Origin of the sequence: Neobacillus terrae, from assembly GCF_011393025.1 — a bacterium.
GTDB lineage: Bacteria > Bacillota > Bacilli > Bacillales > Cytobacillaceae > Neobacillus_A > Neobacillus_A terrae.
In genome coordinates this window covers 275,505-296,440 of sequence record NZ_JAAOEO010000006.1, presented here as the reverse complement: position 1 = coordinate 296,440, position 20,936 = coordinate 275,505, and the positions used below count along the sequence as shown (strand labels likewise).

Here is a 20,936-nt window from a genome sequence, read left to right as displayed (position 1 = left end):
TATGGTAATATGTTGGCAGGGGTGAGAGAAATGATTATTAGACCAATAGAAGTAAGAGATGCTGTAACCTTTCTTGAACTGGGGAAAAGAGTAGAAGATTCAGGTTTTATGCTTTTTGAGCCAGGTGAAAAAACAAGAACAGCCGATGAACAGAGAAGAATTATTGAAAGAATTATACCAGATAAGAAGTCCACTATCCTTGTAGCGGAAGAAGAAAACAGACTTATTGGTTATTTACAGGCAATGGGAAGCAATATTAAACGTATTAGGCATTCTGCCCATTTAGCACTGGGTGTAGCGGAGGAATATCGAGGAAAGGGAATAGGCACCCGGCTATTTGAGGAGTTATTTAAATGGGCTGAGGAAGCGGAAATCTCCAGACTCGAATTAAGCGTTATAAAACATAATTTTAATGCGTTCAATTTATACCGAAAAATGGGATTTGTTTTGGAAGGCGAAAAAGTGAATTCATTATTCATTAACGGGGAACCTGTTAACGAGTACTATTTATATAAGCTTTTGTAGGGAGTGTCTAAGGACACTTTCAGTTTGTCGACAAAAGGGGGTTCGGAATGCGTTATTCCGAACCCCCTTTTTGATTTTATTGAGGTATCCTATTCACGGATTCAAGGCCGTTACTGGACCCAGCGATGTCAGTTGGCCATCTTTTTTAAAATCCCGGGAGTGATTTTGTTGTAAATTTAGAATATTTTGAATAAAAGTTGAAATATCTTTTAAAGATTGTATAATTGAAATTAAATACATACCAACCGGTTAGTAGATGAATTTCGCATTGAGGAGGGGAAGGATGAGACTTTCAGAAAAAACTGCTATTGTTACTGGAGGATCAAGCGGCATTGGACGCGCGGCAGCTTTACGATTTGCCAGTGAAGGTGCCAATGTGGTGGTGGCAGATGTCAATCAGGAGGGCGGGGAGGAAACAGTAAAGCTGGTATCCCAAAATGGAGGAACAGCATTATTTGTGAAAACAAATGTCTCAAATTCCTCTGAGGTCCAACAGATGATAGAAACAGCAGTTGAAAACTTTGGGGAACTAAATATTCTTTTTAACAATGCTGGAATTGGACATCCCCCCGTAAAGAGCACTGAACTTGAAGAAGAGGACTGGGACCGGGTAATAAACATCAACTTAAAAAGCGTTTATCTTGGAATCAAATATGCTATACCACATATGGCTAAAGCCGGCGGCGGAGCCATCGTCAATACGTCTAGTTTGCTGGGTATAAAAGGTCAGAAGTATCTGGCGGCGTATAATGCTTCGAAGGCAGGAGTTATTCTTTTAACCAAGAATTCCGCTGTTGAATACGGCAAGCATAATATTCGCGTAAATGCCATTGCCCCTGGAGTAATTGACACCAAAATTATCGATGGATGGAAAAATGATGAGCGGAAATGGCCAATCATTTCACGTGCTAACGCCCTTGCAAGAATTGGAACCCCAGAGGAAGTAGCAAATGCAGTTTTATTCCTGGCCTCGGATGAAGCATCCTTTATAACAGGAGCTACCCTTTCTGTCGATGGAGGCGGACTTACTTTTTAAAAAATAAGCTGGAGGAATTTCTATGAGTGAGAAAAAAAACTGGCTGGCCCAATATCCTAACTCCATTGAATCGACCATTACCATTCCTGAAAAATCATTACCACAAATTCTATTAGAAACAACTAAAACCTATCCACAACATAATGCTCTCTCATTTTATGGAAAGAAAACAACCTACGAGCAATTATCCCAATTAGTAAGTCACTTTGCTTCAGCTCTGCAGTCAAGAGGAGTTCAAAAAGGGGACCGTGTTGCAATCATGCTTCCCAATTGTCCTCAATATGTCATTTCCTACTACGGAGTACTAACAGCTGGAGCCATTGTAACACAGGTAAATCCAATGTCTGTTGAACGTGAGCTTGAATATATTTTAAAAGATTCCGGTGCAGACACTATTGTAGTTTTGGAAGCGCTTTATCCGAAAGTAAAGCATATACAGCCTTCCACCTCTTTGAAAAATATTATTGTCGTTAGCTTGCAGTCCGCAGTCCAAAGTATAGAGCCAGACACATCCTTTGATGCCTTCTTTGCAGAAAGCACTGGGGGTGCAAGGCCAGTAAGTATTGATACTAAAAACGATGTTGCCGTTCTTCAATATACAGGGGGAACAACAGGAAGATCCAAGGGAGCCATGCTGACACACCAGAATATCCTAGCCAATGTCATTCAATCCTATGAGTTTTTTAAGTTTGATATTGATAAAGGACAGGAACGTTATTTAACCGTTATTCCGTTATTTCATGTATTTGGAATGACATCCTGTATGAACCTGTCCATTTACACAGGTTCCGAATCAATTATGCTCCCCCGCTTTGATTTGGAAGAGGTTCTTAACACGATTAAGAATGAACAGCCAACCGTTTTTCCAGGTGTGCCAACGATGTACGTAGCTATTACTAATCACCCAAAAGCGGAAGAATACGGGATTAATAGTATCGAAGTTTGCAACAGCGGAAGCGCACCGATGCCAGTCGAGCTTTTAAGAGAGTTTGAAAGAAAAACAGGGTCCAAGATTCTTGAGGGATACGGACTTTCCGAAGCTTCCCCGACAACCCACTGTAATCCGACCTTTGCGGAGAGGAAACCGGGCAGTGTCGGTATAGGAATGCCTTCAACCGAATATAAAATTGTAGATTTGGGAAAAGGGTCGGAAGAAATGCCAGTTGGGGAACTTGGAGAGGTTGTTATTAAAGGACCGCAGATCATGAAGGGCTATTGGAATATGCCTGAGGAAACGGCGAATACTCTCCGGGATGGCTGGCTTTATACCGGGGATATAGGGAGAGTAGATGAAGAGGGTTATCTTTATATTGTAGACCGCAAGAAAGATATGATTATTGCCAGCGGTTATAATATATATCCTCGGGATATAGAAGAGGTGTTATATGAGCATCCGGCTGTACAAGAGGCAGTAGTGGTTGGGATTCCGGATAAGTATCGGGGCGAAGGAGTAAAAGCGATCTTGGTCCTTAAATCAGGAAAAGAGGCCAATGAGGATGAAATCAAGGACTATTGCAGGCAAAATCTTGCAGCTTACAAGGTTCCTAATGTTGTTGAATTCCGTGACCACCTGCCAAAAACAGCTGTTGGTAAAATTTTAAGAAGAGCTTTAAGGGATGAAGAGTTAAAAATATAGAAAAAGATTTGCTCGGATAAAGATAGGGGGTAAAATATGGTATAATTCATGTGATTTTAGTGGGATTGTGAGGACAGAAAATGAAGACAAAAATTACCGAACACAGCATCAAATTATTTGAAAAACGTGGATTCAGTGATACCTCCATACAGGATATTGTTGATTCGCTCGGAGTAACAAAAGGCACTTTTTATTATTATTTTTCAAGCAAAGAAGAATTACTGATGAATATCCACCTTGGCTATATAGATGGGCTCCTTAACCGCCAGGAGGAAATTCTCCAGGATTCCAAATTTAACAATAAAGAAAAGCTTTTTGAAATTGTATACATGTTAATTGGAAGTATCAAAAGCAAGGGAACAAGCGCCAAGATCTTCTTCAGGGAGATGCGCCATTTGAGTGAGGAACGCCTTGTCCAAATTCTCGATAAACGTGATCGGTTCCGATTAAATGTTGAACGTGTTGTCAGGGATGGTATTGAAAATGGTGAATTCCGTCCAGATTTAAATGCAACCATTGTTACTTTCGGAATTCTAGGCGTTGTAAATTGGAGCTACCAGTGGTTCAATCCAAACGGGGCATCTACCGACAGGGAAGTGGCTGAAATCTTTGTAGAAATGATTCTACGGGGAATTGAACAGTAGAAAAAAAGGGCATTTTTCAGCCTTTTTCCAAAATAGCATACCAACCGGTTAGTATATAAGGAGCTGAATGAATTGGCTAAAGTGAAAAACATAGCGGTAATAGGCGCCGGCCAAATGGGGCACCAAATAGCCATGCTATGTGCCCTTGGCGGCTATGAAACAACAATACAGGACCTGCAGGAGGAAGCATTAAAAAAAGCATCAGTTACTCTTGATGGAATTATGGATAAGTGGGTTTCCAAAGGGAAAATTTCCGAAAACCAGAGGTTGGCAGCGTTTGAACGTCTGAATTTTACTCAAAGCCTGAAAGATGCTGTGCGGAATGCTGACTTTATCATCGAGGCTGTTGTTGAAAAGCTGGAGATAAAAAAAGAAGTATTTTCAAAGCTGGAACGGCTGGCTCCTTCTCATGCGATTTTTGCAACCAATAGTTCAACCATTGTGAATAGCATGCTTGCAGGAGAAACAAACAGGGCCGACAAAGTCGTAAATATGCATTTCTTTTTCCCGCCGCTAGTTATGGATTGTGTTGAGGTAGTAATGAGCGAGCAAACTTCAGATGAAACCGCCCAGTTAACCATGGAGGTATGCCGAAAAATAAACCGAAGCGCATTCCTTCTTAAAAAAGAAATCTCTGGATTTGTTGCTAACCGAATATTAGGTGCTCTTCAGCGGGAAGCAGTTTCCTTATACGAGAAGGGAATTGCGGATTACAAGGATATCGACCAAATTTGCAGGAAGGCCCTTGGACACCCCATTGGACCTTTTGAGCTTATGGATCTTTCGGGCATTGACGTAGGCTATTTTGTTGCTGAGCAGCGATATAAGGAAACAGGAAATCCTGCCGACAAGCCTTTTGCCTGCATTGAGGAAAAAGTAAAGCAGGGCCATCTGGGCCGGAAAACCGGCAAAGGCTGGTATGAGTATAAGACTGAACCGGTGAAGCAATAGGAATGAGGGATAATAGAATGCATAAAATTCAAGTTACCGTCCGATTTGGCGAAACAGATGCACTAGGGCATATCAACAATACTAGTTACTTTATTTATTTGGAGGAAGCGAGGATCCGCTTTTTCGAGGCTTTAGGCTTTAGCATGGGAATTGATGACTGGAAGTTCATCATGGCATCTACCAAATGTGATTTCATCAACCAGGGTTATTTCAATCAGACTTTAACAATTAAAACCTATGTTTCCCGTATAGGAACAAAAAGCTTCCAAATTGAGCATGATATTTTATGTGCTCAAACTGGAGAGCTGATTGCCAGAGGTAATGTAGTAATTGTTTATTTCGATTTCAATAAACAGCAAAGCGAGCCTTTGCCGGAATTATTAAAGGAAGAACTAAAAAGCTATCAGGTGCACTGCTAAATTACTGAATATTAGGAAATTGGCATCTGAAATGGGTACGGCTGATTAATGGATAAATTCCCATAGCAAAAAGCAGTACAGAGAATAAATCCTAGTAAATCGGCGGAAAAAGATCTAATTTGGCGGATATAACTGAGTTTTTACTTTTAAGAAAACGAAGGGAGGAGAAAGTATGAGATTTTCAGATACGATCGCATTGGTTACAGGTGCAGGCAGCGGGATAGGAAAAGCAACGGCCATCCAGCTTGCAAATGAAGGCGCTAAGGTTATTCTTGTTGGCCGAACACGGTCTAAGCTAGAAGCAGTTGCCCGAGAAATTAATGCAGCCAAGAAAATCCCAACTGCTGAAATTTTTTCCGCAGATGTAACTGATGAAGATGATGTGCAGGAACTTAATGAATATGTGCACCAGCATTACGGTGATTTGCATGTATTGGTCAATAATGCCGGAGGTTCAGTTCATTCCAAAATTATGGATACCTCCGCAAAGGATTGGGACTATGTACAAAAAACGAATTTAAAAAGCGTTTTTCTTGTATCAAAGTTACTCGGCGGCCTTATGGCGGATGCAGCCCAGAAAGAAGAGGGCCAGCCGCATCCTCGAGCAATTGTGAATGTTGCCTCCCTTTCAGGTCATCAGGCTGGGGCACATATACCACACTATAGCTCGGCCAAAGCAGGAGTAATTAATTTTACAAGGGCACTTGCATTGGAATTATCACCGTACGGAATAAGAGCCAATTCTGTTTCCCCAGGTTTCGTGGAGACCCCGTTAACTGAACAGGGACTGCAGAACGAACAATTTGTGAAAGCAATAAGAAGAAATACAGCCCTCAGGCGTGTTGGCAGGCCGGAGGAAGTGGCAAATGTTATTACGTTTGCCGCATCTAGTGAAGCTTCCTATATGACCGGTTCGGATATTCTGGTCGATGGTGGCTGGCTTATTATGTAAAAGAGAGAGGAGAATTAATATGTCAGATCAACACTTGCTTATCAATCAAAAGGGGGCAGTTCTATCCCTAACCTTAAACAGGCCTGAAAGCTTAAATGCTTTTAGCCCTGATATGATTCTAGGACTAACAAAGGCGATTAAAGAGGCTCAGCAAAACCCAGAAATCAGAGTTATTGTCCTTTCTGGTTCCGGCCGTTCCTTCAGTGCCGGAGGAGACGTTAAATCTATGGGCCAGGCAAATGCCGTTGGTGTTTATGAGCATATCGGAAGGCTTAACGAATGTATCCTTACCATGAAGGAAACAGAGAAGCCTATCATTGCTGCTGTTCATGGTTTTGCAGCAGGAGCCGGATTTAACCTGGCATTAGCCTGTGATTTAATTATTGCCGCAGATAACAGCCAGTTTGCGCTAAGCTTTTCTCAGGTTGGTCTGATTTCAGATGGAGGGGGTTCTTATTTTGTTCCCCGACTTGTAGGACCGCATCTTGCCAAGCAATTCTTTTTCAGCGCTGAGCCAATTCCTGCTGAAAGGCTGTACAATCTGGGCGTCGTTAACTACCTAGTTCCTCTAGAAAGGCTTCATGAGGAAACTCAGAAAATAGCTGAAAAATTTGCTGCTGGTCCTAGCAGGGCTTATGGAATGATTAAAAAACTAGTAGATCACTCCTTTAATGCGACTTTAGAAGAGATTCTTGAACAGGAACGAATTACCCAAACCATGATGGTAACAACAGATGACCATAAGGAGGGTATTTCCGCCTTTAAGGAAAAAAGAAAACCAAATTTTACAGGCAGGTAAGGAGATAGATAATGAAAGCTATTCAGCTTGAAAAATACGGTGGGCCAGAGGTTCTGCAAATAATAGAAAAAGATAAGCCGGCACCTAAAGGCACTGATGTATTAATACAAATAAAAGCAATTGGCGTCAATTTCGCCGATATTGCAAGACGGGAAGGCCAGTATGTTATTAAAACTCCACTTCCTTTTATACCTGGTGCAGAAGTTGCTGGTGTAGTAACAGAGGTAGGGGAAAACGTTACTACTGTAAAACCCGGTACAAGGGTGGTAACACTGATTGAGTCTGGCGGATACGCCGAATACGCGTTAGCAGACAGCAGAGGGCTTATTCCGCTGCCAGATGGAATGGATTTTGAAAATGCAGCTGCTCTTCCTCTCCAAGGTTTAAGTGCCTATCATATTTTAAAAACTATGGGCCGGCTGGAGGAAGGCGAAAGCGTTCTAGTTCACGCTGCTGCCGGCGGAGTCGGAACACTTGCAGTCCAGCTTGCCAAGTTAATGGGGGCAGGAAAAGTAATCGCTACAGCAAGCTCCTCAGAAAAACTAAAGCTAGCCCGTGAAATGGGTGCGGATGTTCTCGTTAATTACACCGAAGATGGCTGGGAGAAACAAGTTCTCGAAGCTACAGACGGAAAAGGAGTAAATGTTGCACTTGAAATGGCAGGAGGAGATGTTTTTCAAAAAACATTGAAATGCCTGGCCACTTTTGGCCGGCTTGTCATTTATGGTGTGGCAAGCGGAGAGCAGGCAAACTTTTATCCTTCCTTCCTAATGGCCAGGAACCAGTCAGTAATCGGATTTTTTCTCCCACAAATTATGAGGAAACCGGAATTAATCCATTCAAGTATGAAGGAAATGCTGACATATTTGTCACAAGGAAAGTTAAAGCTGACAATTGGCGGAGTTTACTCGCTAGAACAGGCTGCAGAGGTTCACAGACTCCTTCAATCGCGACAGACAAAAGGAAAGCTTATATTGAAGCCTTAAAAACTATTAAATTTTGTCACTTGGGTGAAATCCATCAAGGACTAAACTCGAAATGTCCTCGAGAGGGGACTTCTAGGACAAAGTTGGATCAAGTCCTATCTAAAATGTTATATAAATTATTCGGAGGCTTCCCTCCGTGCCGCCAGTTCGATCGCAGATTTTGGAACATTTCGCACTAAGATTTGAATGCCGCCAAACTTACAGAAATTTGTAAGTCTGGCTTTCTAATAAAAAATATCACGGTGGTGCTTATTCATGACAACAATCAATACTGTAACAGGGCCTATTTCAGTGGACCAATTGGGAAAAACTTTGATTCACGAACATTTTATTTTTGGCTATCCAGGTTTCCAGGGTGATGTAACCCTTGGCGGATTTCATCAAGAAAAAGCATTAGCGGAAGCAGTAAAAATTGCCAGGCAGATCCAAAGCTTTGGGGTGCAGACAGTCGTTGATCCAACACCAAATGAATGCGGCAGAAACCCTGAATTTTTAAAGAAAATCAGCGAAGAAACAGGACTTCAGATCATTTGTGCCACAGGCTACTATTATGAAGGCGAAGGTGCAACACCTTATTTTAAATTCCGCCAGGCGCTGGGTACAGCCGAGGAAGAAATCTATGAAATGTTTATTAGGGAAATTAATGAAGGGATAGCCGGAACCGGAATAAAACCGGGGGTCATTAAGCTGGCATCCAGTAAAGATAAAATTACTCCTTATGAACAAATGTTTTTCCGTGCAGGGGCAAGAGCTCAAAAGGAAACAGGCGTTGTCATCTTGACTCATACCCAAGAAGGAACAATGGGACCAGAACAAGCAAGGTTCCTGATTGAACATGGAGCAGATCCTTCAAAAATTATTATTGGACATATGTGCGGAAATACAAATCCTGAATATCACAAGGAAACAGTGGATCAGGGAGTGAGAATTGGTTTTGATCGCTTTGGTATTCAGGGAATGGTAGGCGCGCCGTTTGACCAGGAAAGAGTTCAGGTCCTTCTTGCCCTGTTAAAGGAAGGCTACGAGGATCAAATCATGCTTGCTCATGATACTGTTAATATCTGGCTCGGCCGTCCTCCAGTGATGAATGAACAATTAACAAAAATAATGGAAAACTGGCAGCCAACTCATATTTTCAGCAATATCCTTCCTCAGCTGAGGGAAAACGGTGTTACTGAAAAGCAAATCGATAAGATGATTGGCGAAAATGCAAAAGCACTTTTTTCAGGAGCGCCAGCAAAGGTAACTTTATAGGAATTTAGACCATTTTCGACAAGGGCAAAGAAATCCTGGCCCAGCAATAAAAAAGAGTGATGGCCTAAAACCCTGTATTTAAACTTTAAAAAAGGGGTGAGGTCTTATTCGAAAGATAAAAACGCTGACAATGGATACACCTTTTTCCGAAGGATTTGTAAATGCCTTTGCTGTAATAGGTGAAACGGCAACTCTTGTAGATGCGGGGAATCCAGGAAGGAAATCCTTTAATCAGCTGAAATCTCAGTTAAAAGAACATGGACTTACTTTTAAAGACTTTGACAGCATTGTTTTAACACATATGCACACAGATCATTCCGGCGGTGTCATGTACATTCAGGAGGAAGCTGATCTGCCTGTCTATGTCCACGAGCTTGCTGAGCCAGTGGTTACGGGCGGCATAAATGAGTTTAACAGAATAAATGACTTCTTTAATAACTTTCTAACTCAATGCGGTGCCGATTCGTCAGAGCATCAGCATGTGAGAAGATATAAAGAAGAAATATGGAAGAATGTACATTATTTAAAGGATGAAGACGATGTCCATATTGGTGGAGTTCCCTTCAAAGTTACCTATGTTCCTGGTCACAGCCAGACAGATATTCTGTTATGGAATCAAGAAGACGGCACAGCTTTGGTTGGAGACCATATTATTCCGGAATTATCCGTAAACGCTTTCATTGAACCTCCGCCACCCGGCCAGATGGAACGTCCTAAAACCCTGCTGCAATATCGGGAATCTCTTAACCGAGTGAAGACTCTCCCTCTGAAAAACTGTTATTCGGGGCACGGCAAACCGTTTGAACAGCATATTGAATTGATAGAAAAAAGGCTTGCCGAGCATGATAAACGCAGCAGGCAAATCTATGAAATTCTCGCATCAGGCAGTAAAAATATATACGAGATTTGTCTTGTCATGTATCCAAGATTAAGAGACAAAACCATTTTCCTGGGATTGTCACAAATCCAGGGTCATCTTGACTTAATGGAATTACGAGGGGAGGTGGAAAAAGAAAACATTGAAAGTGTCATGATTTATAAACTGGTTTAGTTGATTTCCCTCTTAGCCCAAGAAGAAGGAGTGGAAGATATGACACTAAAGGAATTGCTTGAGGTTAATATAGACAAATACGGTGAGTATCCATTTTTGTATTACCGTGATAAGCAATACACGAATTTAGAAACAAAATTGTATGCAGATCAATTAGCCAGTGGTCTGCAAAACAGGCTTGGCATAGAAAAAGGAGACCGTGTAGTAGTTTGCATGCCAAACTGCCCGGAGGTTGTTTTTTCCTATCAGGGAATTACCAGAAGCGGTGCTGTAATTGTTCCTGTTATGTTCACCCTGCATCCTAAAGAAATTCATTACATTATAAAAAACAGTACTGCGAAAGCTGTCATTTGTTCTTCGTATACAGCAGAACAGGTGAAAAAATCACTTGATGGCTTGGATCAGCAGCCTGCACTCATTGTAACGGATCTTCCCTCCGGTGAAGGAGTCCTAAATTTTTATGACATGATGAAGGATGATACTTTGAAGGAAGTGGAAGCAACTGACGAAGATACTGCTGTTATTCTTTACACCTCCGGTACAACCGGAAATCCTAAAGGCGTGCTATTAACCCATAAAAACCTCTATTCCAACGCCGTTAACTCCTCAGAACATAGCCGAGCTGAAAGCGGGATTACAATAGGAGTCCTGCCGCTTGCTCATGTTTACGGTCTTACAATATCGAATGCCTGTTTTTTAACTGGAAGTTCTGTTGTGATCTTTTCAAAATTTGACCCCAAAGAGATATTTGAAGCAATTGAAAAATATAAAGTTAAGTCATTTTCTGCTGTACCAGCGATGATCCATGCTATGCTCGCGTATCCTAAGGCCGGTGATTTTGATACTTCTTCACTTGAGTCTGTTGGTTCAGGATCTGCTCCTTTGCCTGTAGCATTGCTTAATGAATTTAAGAACAGGTTCGGGGCAGTGGTGCTGGAGGGTTATGGTCTTTCAGAAGCTGCGCCGGTCGTGACAGCACATCATAAAAATATTGAAATTAAGCCCGGCTCTGTTGGTATTCCCATACCCGGAGTAGAGATTAAAATTATTGATGATCTGGGCGAAGAGGTTCCTGCTGGTGATGTTGGGGAGCTTATTGTCCGGGGAGACAACGTGACACCTGGTTATTATCAAAATGAAGAAGAATCCAAAAAGGTTTTACAAAATGGATGGTTACATACAGGAGACATGGCCAGGGTGGATAACGAAGGATACCTGTATATTGTAGACCGTAAAAAGGACCTGATTATCAGAGGCGGCTTTAATGTTTACCCGCGTGATATTGAAGAGCTTCTTAACGGTCACGAAAAAGTTTCAGAGGCTGCTGTGGTCGGAGTGCCTGATGCAAGAATGGGTGAGGAAATGGTCGCTTGCATCGTTAAAAAGCCTGGATCAGAAGTAACGGAGGAAGAGCTGATACGTTTTTGCCAGGAACACCTTGCCAAGAATAAAACACCTAGAAGGGTTGTTTTTATGGACTCCCTTCCCCGCAATGGAGTTGGAAAGATATTAAAAACCCATCTAAGGCAGACCGCTGCTGATATAGTATCCTATTAAATTCAAGGAGGAAGTGAATATGGAACAAAGAACCATTTTAACAACAAGCAAAAGGGGACTGCTGGAGGATTCATTCCCATTCCGCTTGTATCAAAAAGCAAAGAAGTTTGGTATTTGGAATCCCTCTGACATTGATTTTTCACAAGACCAAAAAGACTGGCAGAAATTACCCGCGGAACAAAAGCATGATATTCTGCGCTTAATATCCCAATTCCAGGCAGGTGAAGAAGCTGTAACGCTTGATTTGCTGCCGCTAATCATGACGATAGCTAAAGAAGGCAGGCTTGAAGAAGAAATGTTCCTTACCACCTTTTTATTCGAGGAAGCTAAGCATACAGAATTCTTCAGGCTGGTTCTAAATGCTATTGGTGAGCGCGGGGACCTCTCCCATTTCCATACAGGTGCTTATAAAACAATTTTCTATGAAATTTTGCCAGCTGCAATGGAACGCCTAGTAACCGACCAATCACCTGAAGCAATTGCAGAAGCCTCTGTTGTTTACAACATGTTTGTGGAAGGCGTTTTGGCCGAAACAGGCTATTATTCCTTCTATAAATCCCTTGAAGCAGACGGAATCATGCCAGGCCTGCTACAGGGAATCGGTTATTTAAAGAAGGATGAATCAAGACATATAGGGTATGGTACATTCTTACTGCAGCGCCTGATTTGTGAGCATCCACATTTATTTGAATTTGTTGAAGCCAAAATGCAAGAACTGACTCCGCTGGCAATCCGGCTAAATCAGGAAGGCTTTGCCGGCAAAGATGTCAGTGAGTTTGGCCATTTACTTGAGGATACAATGAACTTTACACTTCGCCAGCTTTCTGTCCGCATGGATATTCTTTCACGGGCAAGAGGCAAAAAGATAGAAGAGATTTACAGATTTACAGAAAGCGAGCTTGGTGTTCTTTAAAAATTCTATAAGAGGAGGAATTGAAATGACAGTAGAAGTTGATGTAAGAACCTTTCCGCTATTTATTAACGGAACATGGGAGCCGGCATCAAACGGTGAAACGTTTGATGTTTTCAACCCTGCTACAGGCGAACTTGTAGCTAGAGTGGCTAAGGGAACAGAAGAGGATGTCAATAAAGCAGTTGAAGCTGCAAGAAATGCTTTTGACAGCACCGATTGGAAGAACATGAAGCCTAAGGATAGATCAAAGGTTCTTTATGCCATTTCCTACCAAATTGCTGCGCACGCAGAAGAACTTGCCTATTTAGAAGCTATTAGCTCTGGCGGAACAGTTCGAAGACTGGGTGGTAATGATATTTTGCAAATGGTTGATCTATTTCAGACCCTTGCGAAGTTTGTTGAAGAGTATCCATTTTCAGAAACGCTTCCAAGCCCGCCTTTTCCTGGACCGGCCCATAACTTTATTTGGAGAGAGCCAATTGGAGTTTGTGCTGCAATAACACCCTGGAACCTTCCAATGGTCATTGCAACCTGGAAGATCGCTCCGGCACTCGCTATGGGTAACACAGTTGTGGTCAAGCCTGCAAGCTATACACCACTTTCTACTTTAAAACTTGCTGAAATCATTTCACAGGTTGTTCCTCCTGGAGTCATTAATGTAGTGACAGGGCCAGGTGCTGAAGTAGGCGAAACTCTAGTTAAACATCCAAAGGTGGATAAGGTTGCATTTACTGGTTCTACAGATGTAGGACGCCGTGTTATGAAGCTTGCTGCTGAGACTATTAAAAATACAACCTTGGAGCTCGGCGGAAAGTCGCCAAATATCATTCTAGAAGATGCAGATTTAAGCCTTGCTATTCCTGGAAGCCTGTTTGGAGTATTTTTGCATTCCGGACAACTTTGTGAGTCTGGAACTAGACTTTTTGTTCCGGATCATCTGCATGATGCTGTAGTAGAGCAGCTTGTAAAGCTGGCAGGAAAGATTAAGCTTGGAAATCCACTAGATCCTGCTACAGATGTTGGTCCTGTTATTTCGAAAAAGCAAAAGGAAACCATCCTTTCCTATATTGAAGCGGGTAAGGCAGAAGGTGCCACTCTCGTTTGCGGCGGGAAAGAAGCAGTAGTTGCTGGCTGTGAAAATGGCCAATTCGTTGAACCAACTATTTTTATAAACGTAACAAATGATATGAAAATTGCCCGTGAAGAAATTTTTGGACCAGTATTATCAGTTATCCGGTATAAGGATGTTGATGAAGCAATCCGCCTTGCAAATGACACCATTTATGGACTGGCAGCGGGAGTTTGGACACGTGATGTTAACAAAGCGTACGACGTATCCCGCAAGCTGCAGGCAGGTGTTGTCTGGATTAACGACTGGCATATGCTTCGTAATGATGCACCGTTTGGCGGATATAAGCAAAGCGGTATTGGCCGTGAAATGGGCAAGCATTCTCTTGATGCTTATACACAGGTTAAGCATGTCCATACTTCCATGGTTCCTGAAATTCATAAGCGCAACTGGTACGGCCTATTGTTTTCCAATACTAATGAATAAAAAATTTATATTGAGGTGAAGCGGATGCAAACGACAACTTTATCACAATTTATGCTTAGATCTGCTATCTACAGCGGATCGAATTCAAGGGCACTTGTCCCAGATTTGTTTAAAGGACTTGGGGCAAAGAGAGTCGTACTATTCAGTGATCGCGGACTGGAAAAAGCAGGAGTAGTTGAAAAAGTAGCTCAAATTTTTGAATTAACTTCTCATGGTTCCGGACCTGAGCTGGCCGGCGTTTATTTGGACATTTCCCAGGATGCAGAAAGCCGTTGTGTGAATGAAGCTGTCAGATATGCCAGAGAAGTAGGAGCTGACGGACTTCTGGCTGTCGGTGGGGGCAGTGTGCTTGATACTGTAAAAGGGGTGAAGTATGCCCTTTATAATGGCCTTTCCGATATCAAGGATGCTATTCCTGGCGGCTTCCGCTTTGAACAGTTCCCTAAGGCTCAATTTATGGCGATTCCTCATATCTCAGTTCCAACTACTGCTGGTACAGGTTCCGAGGTTTCACCAATCGCTGTTATTTTTAATGAAGAGATCCAAATGAAAGGCAATATTATCAATCCATTTATCAGTGCAGATATTGCGGTTTTAGATCCAGACCTTACGGTTGGTCTTCCGCCGGCAATTACCGCATTTACAGGATTTGATGCTTTAACACATGCGATTGAAGCTTTGGCATCTCCAAGTGCAACAGCTATAACAGATGCCCATGCCCTCCATGCTATTCGCCTGATTGAAAAAAATCTTCCCCTTACTGTGGCTGATGGTTCGAATGTAAATGCCCGAATGGAAATGCTCCAGGCAAGTTTAATGGGTATTACTGCTTTCAGCTTTGCCTTAAATGCTATTCCAGTCCATAACTTTGCCCATGCATATGGAGCATTGTTCCGTATTCCACACGGATTGGCAAACGCAGTCTTCCTGCCAGTTGTCATGGAATATGTCCCTGATCTTTATCTGCCAAAAATTGCTGAACTAGCTGAAGCACTTCGAGTAGATACTGATGCAGCTGACGAGCCGCGCACTGTTTTAGCGAAGGTGGTTGAAAAGCTGCGCCTTCTTCAGCATAAAACAGGCCTTCCTGAGGACTTTGCACAGTACAATCTATCAGAAGAGGACCTTGAAAGGGCAGCAGCAGCGGTTGCAAAGGACCCTGCTTCGGTTTCCTTCCCAATGCCTAAGGAGCTTATCCAGGCGGTTGGCCAGAAGGTAGTGCCTTTAACAGTAAAATAAAACAAAATAAAGCGGACTCAATTTTAGCTTTTTGAGTCCGTTTTCCTATTACTTATAAACATAAACATAATAATATTATGTAACAAGGAGATGGAGAGCGATGATGAATTTTTCTTTTACGGAAGAACAGGAGCTTTTAAGAAAAACTGTTAGAAGTTTTGTAGACAAAGAGATTATGCCATATATCAAGGAATGGGATGAGAATCAACATTTTGAGCCTCGTATTTTAAAAAGGCTTTCCGAGCTAGGACTAATGGGTGTGTGTATTCCTGAGCAGTATGGGGGCTGCGGTATGGATTATAATTCCCTTGCTATCGTTTGTGAAGAACTGGAAAGAGGGGATACTGCCTTCCGGACTGCCGTTTCCGTTCATACAGGTCTCAATAGTATGACTCTGTTGCAATGGGGAACGGAGGAGCAAAAACGTAAATACCTAATTCCTCAGGCAAAGGGTGAGAAGGTTGCAGCCTACGGCTTAACCGAACCAAATGCAGGCTCAGATGTGGCCGCCATGCAGACGACAGCTGTGGACAAGGGTGACCACTATTTATTAAATGGCTCGAAGACCTGGATTTCCCTCTGTGATGTTGCAGACCATTTCCTTGTTTTTGCCTATACAGATAAGAGTAAAAAGCATCATGGAATATCCGCCTTTATTGTAGAGAGAACCTGGGATGGCTTTTCATCTAAAGCGATAAAAGGAAAGCTTGGAATTCGCGCCGGAAATACGGGTGAACTCTTTTTTGATAATATTAGAGTTCCGAAGGAGAATCTCCTTGGCCAGGAAGGTGAAGGGTTTAAAATTGCGATGTCAGCATTGGATAACGGAAGATTCACTGTTGCAGCAGGTGCTTGCGGAACGATCATGGCAAGCCTTGAAGCAAGTCTAAAGTACTGCCATGAAAGAAGTACTTTTGGCAAGGAAATCGGCCGCCACCAGCTCGTCCAGCAAATGATTGCAAAAATGGAAGCAGGGCTTCAGGTGTCGCGCCTCCTTGTTTATCGCGCAGGCTGGCTGAAAAATGAAGGCAAGCGCTGCACCAGGGAAACCTCGCTGGCAAAATGGCAGTCCTGTGATTATGCCTATGAAGCAGCAAATGATGCTGTTCAAATACACGGCGCCTATGGCTTTTCAAATGAGTATCCAGTTGAAAGATATTTAAGAAACGCTAAGGCGCCTGTAATATATGAAGGAACACGTGAGATTCATACGGTTATGCAGGGTGAATATGCTTTAGGATATCGTACAGACAAACCATTATCGAAAACACTGCCAGCGTGGCCCTTTGAGCCTGCAATCGAGGAATCGCTTAAATAAAAAAATAGTCCTCCTGAATATGAGGGAGGACTATCCTATTAATTTTAAAAAATTAAATCAAAAAACTTGTTATTTCTGAAATTTCGGAATAGAATTAATCTAACATACCTACCGGTTGGTATGTAACGGATATTTATTTAATATAATTTTTATAGTAAAAAACTAGATTACCAGACTATGAATGGAGTGAAAGGTATGGATTTAAGGCTGACTGATGAGCAAAAAATGGTTCAAAAAACGATTCGCAGATTTGTAGAAAAAGAACTTATCCCGCTTGAAAATGATGTTCTTAGAAATGAAAGAGAAGGAAAACCAAGCCTTCCACCGGGAAAATTAAAAGAGCTTCAGCTTAAAGCAAAGGAAGCCCGTTTCTGGGGCATAAACACACCTGAAGAATATGGCGGTGCAGATCTTGGCCAAATGATGATGGCAATTGTTTTAATGGAAGTTTCTAAAACATTTGTACCTTTCCAATTTGGAGGTTCAGCCGATAATATTCTTTACTATGGAAATGAAGAGCAGAAACAAAAATATTTAATCCCAACCATTAATGGCGAGAAAAAGTCCTGTTTTGCAATGACAGAGCCTGGTGCTGGATCCGATACACAAAACATTAAAATGACAGCTGTAAAAGACGGCAATGAATGGGTTCTAAACGGCGAGAAAACATTTATTACTGGCGGTAATGAAGCCGATTTCGTTATGGTTATTGCAATTACCGATAAAGAAAGGCACCAGGAAACAAGAGGTCGTGAAGGTGTAACCTGCTTTATCGCAGACAGGGACATGGGCTGGAAATCAGAGTATATACATACGATGGGAGAATGGGGCCCAGCCGGACTTGTATTTGATAATGTGCGAGTGCCTGAGGAGAACATTCTTGGCGAATTGCACAAAGGCTATAATTTAGGACTTGAATGGATTGGCTTCGCTCGATGGATCGTTGGAGCAAGAGCAGTAGGTTCTGCCGAGCGTCTATTGCAAATGGCCATTGATTATTCTAAAGAACGTGTAACTTTTGGGAAACCGATTGCTGAACGCCAGGCTATTCAGTGGCAAATTGCTGACTCTGCAGTTGAAATTGAAGCTGCCAGATGGCTTGTTTTAAATGCGGCGTTCACTCTTGATGCTGGTGAAGATAACCGCCACCTGGCTTCAATGGCAAAATTATATGGCTCCAATATGGGTAACCGCGTAGTTGATCGTGTGTTGCAAATCCATGGCGGAATGGGTTATACAAGAGAATTGCCAATTGAAAGATGGTACCGTGAAGCAAGACTCTGGAGAATTTACGATGGAACTGATGAAATTCAGCGCATGATTATTGCAAGAAATCTCATCAAAGGACATGTCAAAGTGGGCCAATATATTTAAAAAATGTAAGCGATAACATAATTTTTTGGGAGGTAATCTAATGACAGGCAGATTTGAGGGCAGAGTTGCATTCATAACAGGAGGCAGCCGTGGTATTGGAAAAGGAATTGTTGAACGTTTTGCTGAAGAAGGCGCTAAGGTAGCTTTCATTGATTTAAATGAAGAGGCACTCGCCGAAACTACAAACGAACTTCGTGATAAAGGCTATGAAGTATTTTCAAAAGTTGCTAGCGTAACAGAAGCAGAACAGGTTGAGCAGGCTGTAAAAGAAGTTAACGACACCTTTGGATCGGTTGATATTCTTGTAAATAATGCAGGAGTCATCCGTGATAATCTTCTTTTTAAAATGACAGATTCAGACTGGCAAACGGTAATGGATGTCCATTTAAAAGGTTCCTTTAACGCAGCCCGTTCCGTACAAAAATATATGGTAGAGCAAAAATACGGAAGAATTATCAATATATCTTCTACTTCTGCCTTGGGAAATCGTGGTCAGGCTAACTATGCTGCGGCTAAAGCCGGTTTACAAGGCTTTACAAAAACACTTGCAATCGAGCTTGGCAGATATGGGATTACTGCTAATTCCGTTGCCCCAGGTTTTATTGAAACGGAAATGACAAAAGAAACAGCAGCCCGAATCGGAATTCCGTTTGAGGAGCTTATCAAACACAGTGTCTCCAATATTCCTGTTGGCCGAAGTGGCAAACCAGCTGATATTGCCAATGCAGTTGCATTCTTTGCAGACGAAAGATCTTCCTTTGTAAACGGCCAGGTTATTTATGTAGCTGGCGGTCCAAAAACTTAATTCTAATATAATGAGGTGTGGAAGAATTGTTTAAGCATTTGATAGGCAAGCAATCTGCCAAAGTGAAAAACTCAGTTGAACGCGGTGCGGTTAAAAAATTTGCAGAATCCATCGGTGATCTTCATCCTATTTATCTGGATGAAGAAACCGGCCGCAATTCAAGATATAAAGGCAATATCGCACCACCTACCTTTCCGAGGGTTTTCGACTATGGAACCATTGAGGATTTGAATCTTCCTAACAAAGGCTTGATCCACGGAGAGCAAACCTTCCATTATGAAAGGCCTCTGTTGGTAGGTGAAGATATTTATTGCTATTCCGAGGTTAAGAACTATTTCGAAAAAAAAGGAACGATGGGAGAAATGGGCTTCCTTGTTCTTGAAAGCTTTGGAGAAGATACATCAGGACAGATTGTCTTTTCTTCTAAATCAACCGTTATTATTTCGGAAGCAGTAAGGAAGGTGTTGGTTCCATGATGACACTTCAGGAGATTCAAGTTGGCGATTCGCTGGAAGATATCCAATTGGAGCCTGTAGACAGAATTACTTTGATTAAGTATGCCGGTGCTTCAGGCGATTTTAACCCAATTCATACAATCGATGAGGAAGCAAAAAAGGCCGGTCTGCCTGGTATCATTGCCCATGGTATGTGGACGATGGGCAACTTGTCGAAGCTGTTTACTCCTTATTATGAAGAGGGATTTATACAAGATTACCAAATCCGCTTCAGAGGCATGGTTTTCTTAAACGATCAAATCACCCTCAAAGCAGAGCTGAAGGAAAAAGAAGCAAACAAGCTGAGCTTCCTTGTTAAAGCGATAAATCAAAAAGGTGCTGACGTGATAAACGGTGAAGTTGTTTATAAAAAGTATGAAGATTAAGTAACTATAATTAGTGACCCAAAAGAGGTTTGCGGAAGCAAAAGGGGCAACTAAACTGCAAAAAGTACTACTTAATCTACAAAAAGCAAGTCTCTTTTTACAAAAAATCCCGCTTATTCTACAGAAAATACTTTGTATTCTACAAAAATGGGGCCGTATTTTACAAAACTTCAAAAACCGTCCCCATTTCCGTTATTTTGAAAACTTAACCCAAAGACCCGGCATATTTGCTGGGTTTATTGCTATCCATAAGAGGTGTTCTGGATGAATGGCAAGACAGTGATTATCACGGGAGGAAGCAGTGGTATTGGCAAAGCGATGGCTAAAAAATTCCTCGATAAAGGAGCAAATGTAGTCATTACTGGCCGAAACAAAGATAAACTAAGCCAGGCTTCCACAGAAATCGACCAAAATACCGACAGGCTTCTAACAGTTGAGATGGATATAAGAAGCCCGGAGGATATAGAAAGAACGATACAGGAAACTAAAGCTCGATTTGGCAGCTTTAACACTCTAATCAACAATGCAGCCGGAAATTTTATCTGCCCGGCCGAGGATTTATCCCTCAACGGATGGAATGCGGTAATAAATATCGTATTAAATGGAACCTTTTATTTCAGCCAGGCTGCAGGAAAAGAGTGGATCGCAAACAGAGTGCAGGGGAGTATCATTAATATCCTCGCCACCTATGCCTGGACATCCGGACCTGGTGTCATCCACTCTGCCAGTGCCAAAGCGGGTGTTCTCGCCATGACCAGGACGCTTGCTGTTGAATGGGGCTCCAAATATGGAATACGTGTGAATGCTATTGCACCGGGACCAGTCGCAAATACAGGTGGAGCAGACCGGCTATGGGGATCAGAAGAAGCTTATCAGCGTACTGTTTCCTCCATACCTTTAAAAAGACTTGCTCTTCCAGAAGAGATTGCTAATGTAGCCTCGTTTTTAACTTCAGAAGAAGCTGCCTTTATAAACGGTGACTGTATTACCGTGGATGGGGGCCAATGGCTGAATCGCAGGTCGTTCTTATCCTGAAAATATA

Annotated in this window: 21 protein-coding genes; all 21 read left to right on the top strand. The window is 42.1% G+C overall.

All coding sequences use genetic code 11. The features are described from left to right. The first annotated feature begins 30 nt into the window (after positions 1–30). The 21 genes from G8761_RS11685 (at position 31) to fadH (ending at position 20,929) form a co-directional block, all read left to right on the top strand. Entirely contained in the window at positions 31–525 is a 495-nt protein-coding gene (locus G8761_RS11685) for a GNAT family N-acetyltransferase (protein WP_166026780.1), read from the top strand. Between the two features lie 283 nt (positions 526–808). Next, the gene (locus tag G8761_RS11680; protein ID WP_166026779.1) at positions 809–1,561 is read left to right on the top strand and encodes an SDR family NAD(P)-dependent oxidoreductase; all 753 of its coding nucleotides are present in this window, start codon (positions 809–811) and stop codon (positions 1,559–1,561) included. A 22-nt stretch (positions 1,562–1,583) separates the two neighbouring features. Then, positions 1,584–3,197 carry a long-chain-fatty-acid--CoA ligase gene (locus G8761_RS11675; RefSeq protein ID WP_166026777.1) on the top strand — a complete coding sequence of 538 codons (1,614 nt, stop codon included), beginning with the start codon at positions 1,584–1,586 and terminating at the stop codon, positions 3,195–3,197. A gap of 80 nt (positions 3,198–3,277) precedes the next feature. Beyond that, a complete protein-coding gene (locus tag G8761_RS11670; RefSeq protein ID WP_166026775.1) occupies positions 3,278–3,841 on the top strand; it encodes a TetR/AcrR family transcriptional regulator in 564 nt (187 codons plus the stop codon). Between the two features lie 72 nt (positions 3,842–3,913). Further along, on the top strand, positions 3,914–4,792 hold the full coding sequence (locus G8761_RS11665) for a 3-hydroxyacyl-CoA dehydrogenase family protein (protein WP_420800245.1): 879 nt from the start codon (positions 3,914–3,916) through the stop codon (positions 4,790–4,792). A 17-nt stretch (positions 4,793–4,809) separates the two neighbouring features. Next, entirely contained in the window at positions 4,810–5,211 is a 402-nt protein-coding gene (locus G8761_RS11660; protein WP_166026773.1) for an acyl-CoA thioesterase, read from the top strand. A gap of 172 nt (positions 5,212–5,383) precedes the next feature. Further along, positions 5,384–6,163 carry an SDR family NAD(P)-dependent oxidoreductase gene (locus tag G8761_RS11655; protein ID WP_166026771.1) on the top strand — a complete coding sequence of 260 codons (780 nt, stop codon included), beginning with the start codon at positions 5,384–5,386 and terminating at the stop codon, positions 6,161–6,163. Between the two features lie 19 nt (positions 6,164–6,182). After that, positions 6,183–6,962: an enoyl-CoA hydratase/isomerase family protein gene (locus G8761_RS11650; RefSeq protein ID WP_166026769.1), complete on the top strand. Its 780-nt coding sequence runs from the start codon at positions 6,183–6,185 to the stop codon at positions 6,960–6,962. Between the two features lie 11 nt (positions 6,963–6,973). Further along, positions 6,974–7,948, top strand: coding sequence for a quinone oxidoreductase family protein (locus tag G8761_RS11645; RefSeq protein ID WP_166026767.1), 975 nt, complete (start codon positions 6,974–6,976; stop codon positions 7,946–7,948). Positions 7,949–8,203: 255 nt separating this feature from the next. Further along, the gene (locus tag G8761_RS11640; protein ID WP_166026765.1) at positions 8,204–9,202 is read left to right on the top strand and encodes a phosphotriesterase family protein; all 999 of its coding nucleotides are present in this window, start codon (positions 8,204–8,206) and stop codon (positions 9,200–9,202) included. A 130-nt stretch (positions 9,203–9,332) separates the two neighbouring features. Next, on the top strand, positions 9,333–10,253 hold the full coding sequence (locus G8761_RS11635) for an MBL fold metallo-hydrolase (protein ID WP_166026763.1): 921 nt from the start codon (positions 9,333–9,335) through the stop codon (positions 10,251–10,253). Between the two features lie 39 nt (positions 10,254–10,292). Further along, positions 10,293–11,810: a class I adenylate-forming enzyme family protein gene (locus tag G8761_RS11630; RefSeq protein ID WP_166026761.1), complete on the top strand. Its 1,518-nt coding sequence runs from the start codon at positions 10,293–10,295 to the stop codon at positions 11,808–11,810. Positions 11,811–11,829: 19 nt separating this feature from the next. Then, entirely contained in the window at positions 11,830–12,723 is an 894-nt protein-coding gene (locus tag G8761_RS11625; RefSeq protein ID WP_166026757.1) for a R2-like ligand-binding oxidase, read from the top strand. Between the two features lie 25 nt (positions 12,724–12,748). Beyond that, positions 12,749–14,278 (top strand): aldehyde dehydrogenase family protein, encoded by a 1,530-nt coding sequence (locus G8761_RS11620; protein WP_166026755.1) that lies wholly within the window; start codon positions 12,749–12,751, stop codon positions 14,276–14,278. 24 nt (positions 14,279–14,302) lie between these two features. Continuing rightward, positions 14,303–15,517: an iron-containing alcohol dehydrogenase gene (locus G8761_RS11615; protein ID WP_166026753.1), complete on the top strand. Its 1,215-nt coding sequence runs from the start codon at positions 14,303–14,305 to the stop codon at positions 15,515–15,517. Between the two features lie 103 nt (positions 15,518–15,620). Next, a complete protein-coding gene (locus G8761_RS11610; RefSeq protein ID WP_166026875.1) occupies positions 15,621–16,835 on the top strand; it encodes an acyl-CoA dehydrogenase family protein in 1,215 nt (404 codons plus the stop codon). A gap of 195 nt (positions 16,836–17,030) precedes the next feature. After that, positions 17,031–18,209 carry an acyl-CoA dehydrogenase family protein gene (locus G8761_RS11605; protein ID WP_166026751.1) on the top strand — a complete coding sequence of 393 codons (1,179 nt, stop codon included), beginning with the start codon at positions 17,031–17,033 and terminating at the stop codon, positions 18,207–18,209. 40 nt (positions 18,210–18,249) lie between these two features. Then, positions 18,250–19,014: a 3-oxoacyl-ACP reductase FabG gene (fabG, locus tag G8761_RS11600; RefSeq protein WP_166026749.1), complete on the top strand. Its 765-nt coding sequence runs from the start codon at positions 18,250–18,252 to the stop codon at positions 19,012–19,014. A gap of 26 nt (positions 19,015–19,040) precedes the next feature. Continuing rightward, on the top strand, positions 19,041–19,490 hold the full coding sequence (locus tag G8761_RS11595; protein ID WP_166026747.1) for a MaoC family dehydratase N-terminal domain-containing protein: 450 nt from the start codon (positions 19,041–19,043) through the stop codon (positions 19,488–19,490). Further along, positions 19,487–19,894, top strand: coding sequence for a MaoC/PaaZ C-terminal domain-containing protein (locus tag G8761_RS11590; protein ID WP_166026745.1), 408 nt, complete (start codon positions 19,487–19,489; stop codon positions 19,892–19,894). Before G8761_RS11595 ends, G8761_RS11590 begins: the two co-directional genes overlap by 4 nt. Before the next feature lie 264 nt (positions 19,895–20,158). Beyond that, on the top strand, positions 20,159–20,929 hold the full coding sequence (gene fadH / locus G8761_RS11585) for a 2,4-dienoyl-CoA reductase (RefSeq protein ID WP_166026743.1): 771 nt from the start codon (positions 20,159–20,161) through the stop codon (positions 20,927–20,929). The last annotated feature ends 7 nt before the right edge of the window (positions 20,930–20,936 follow it).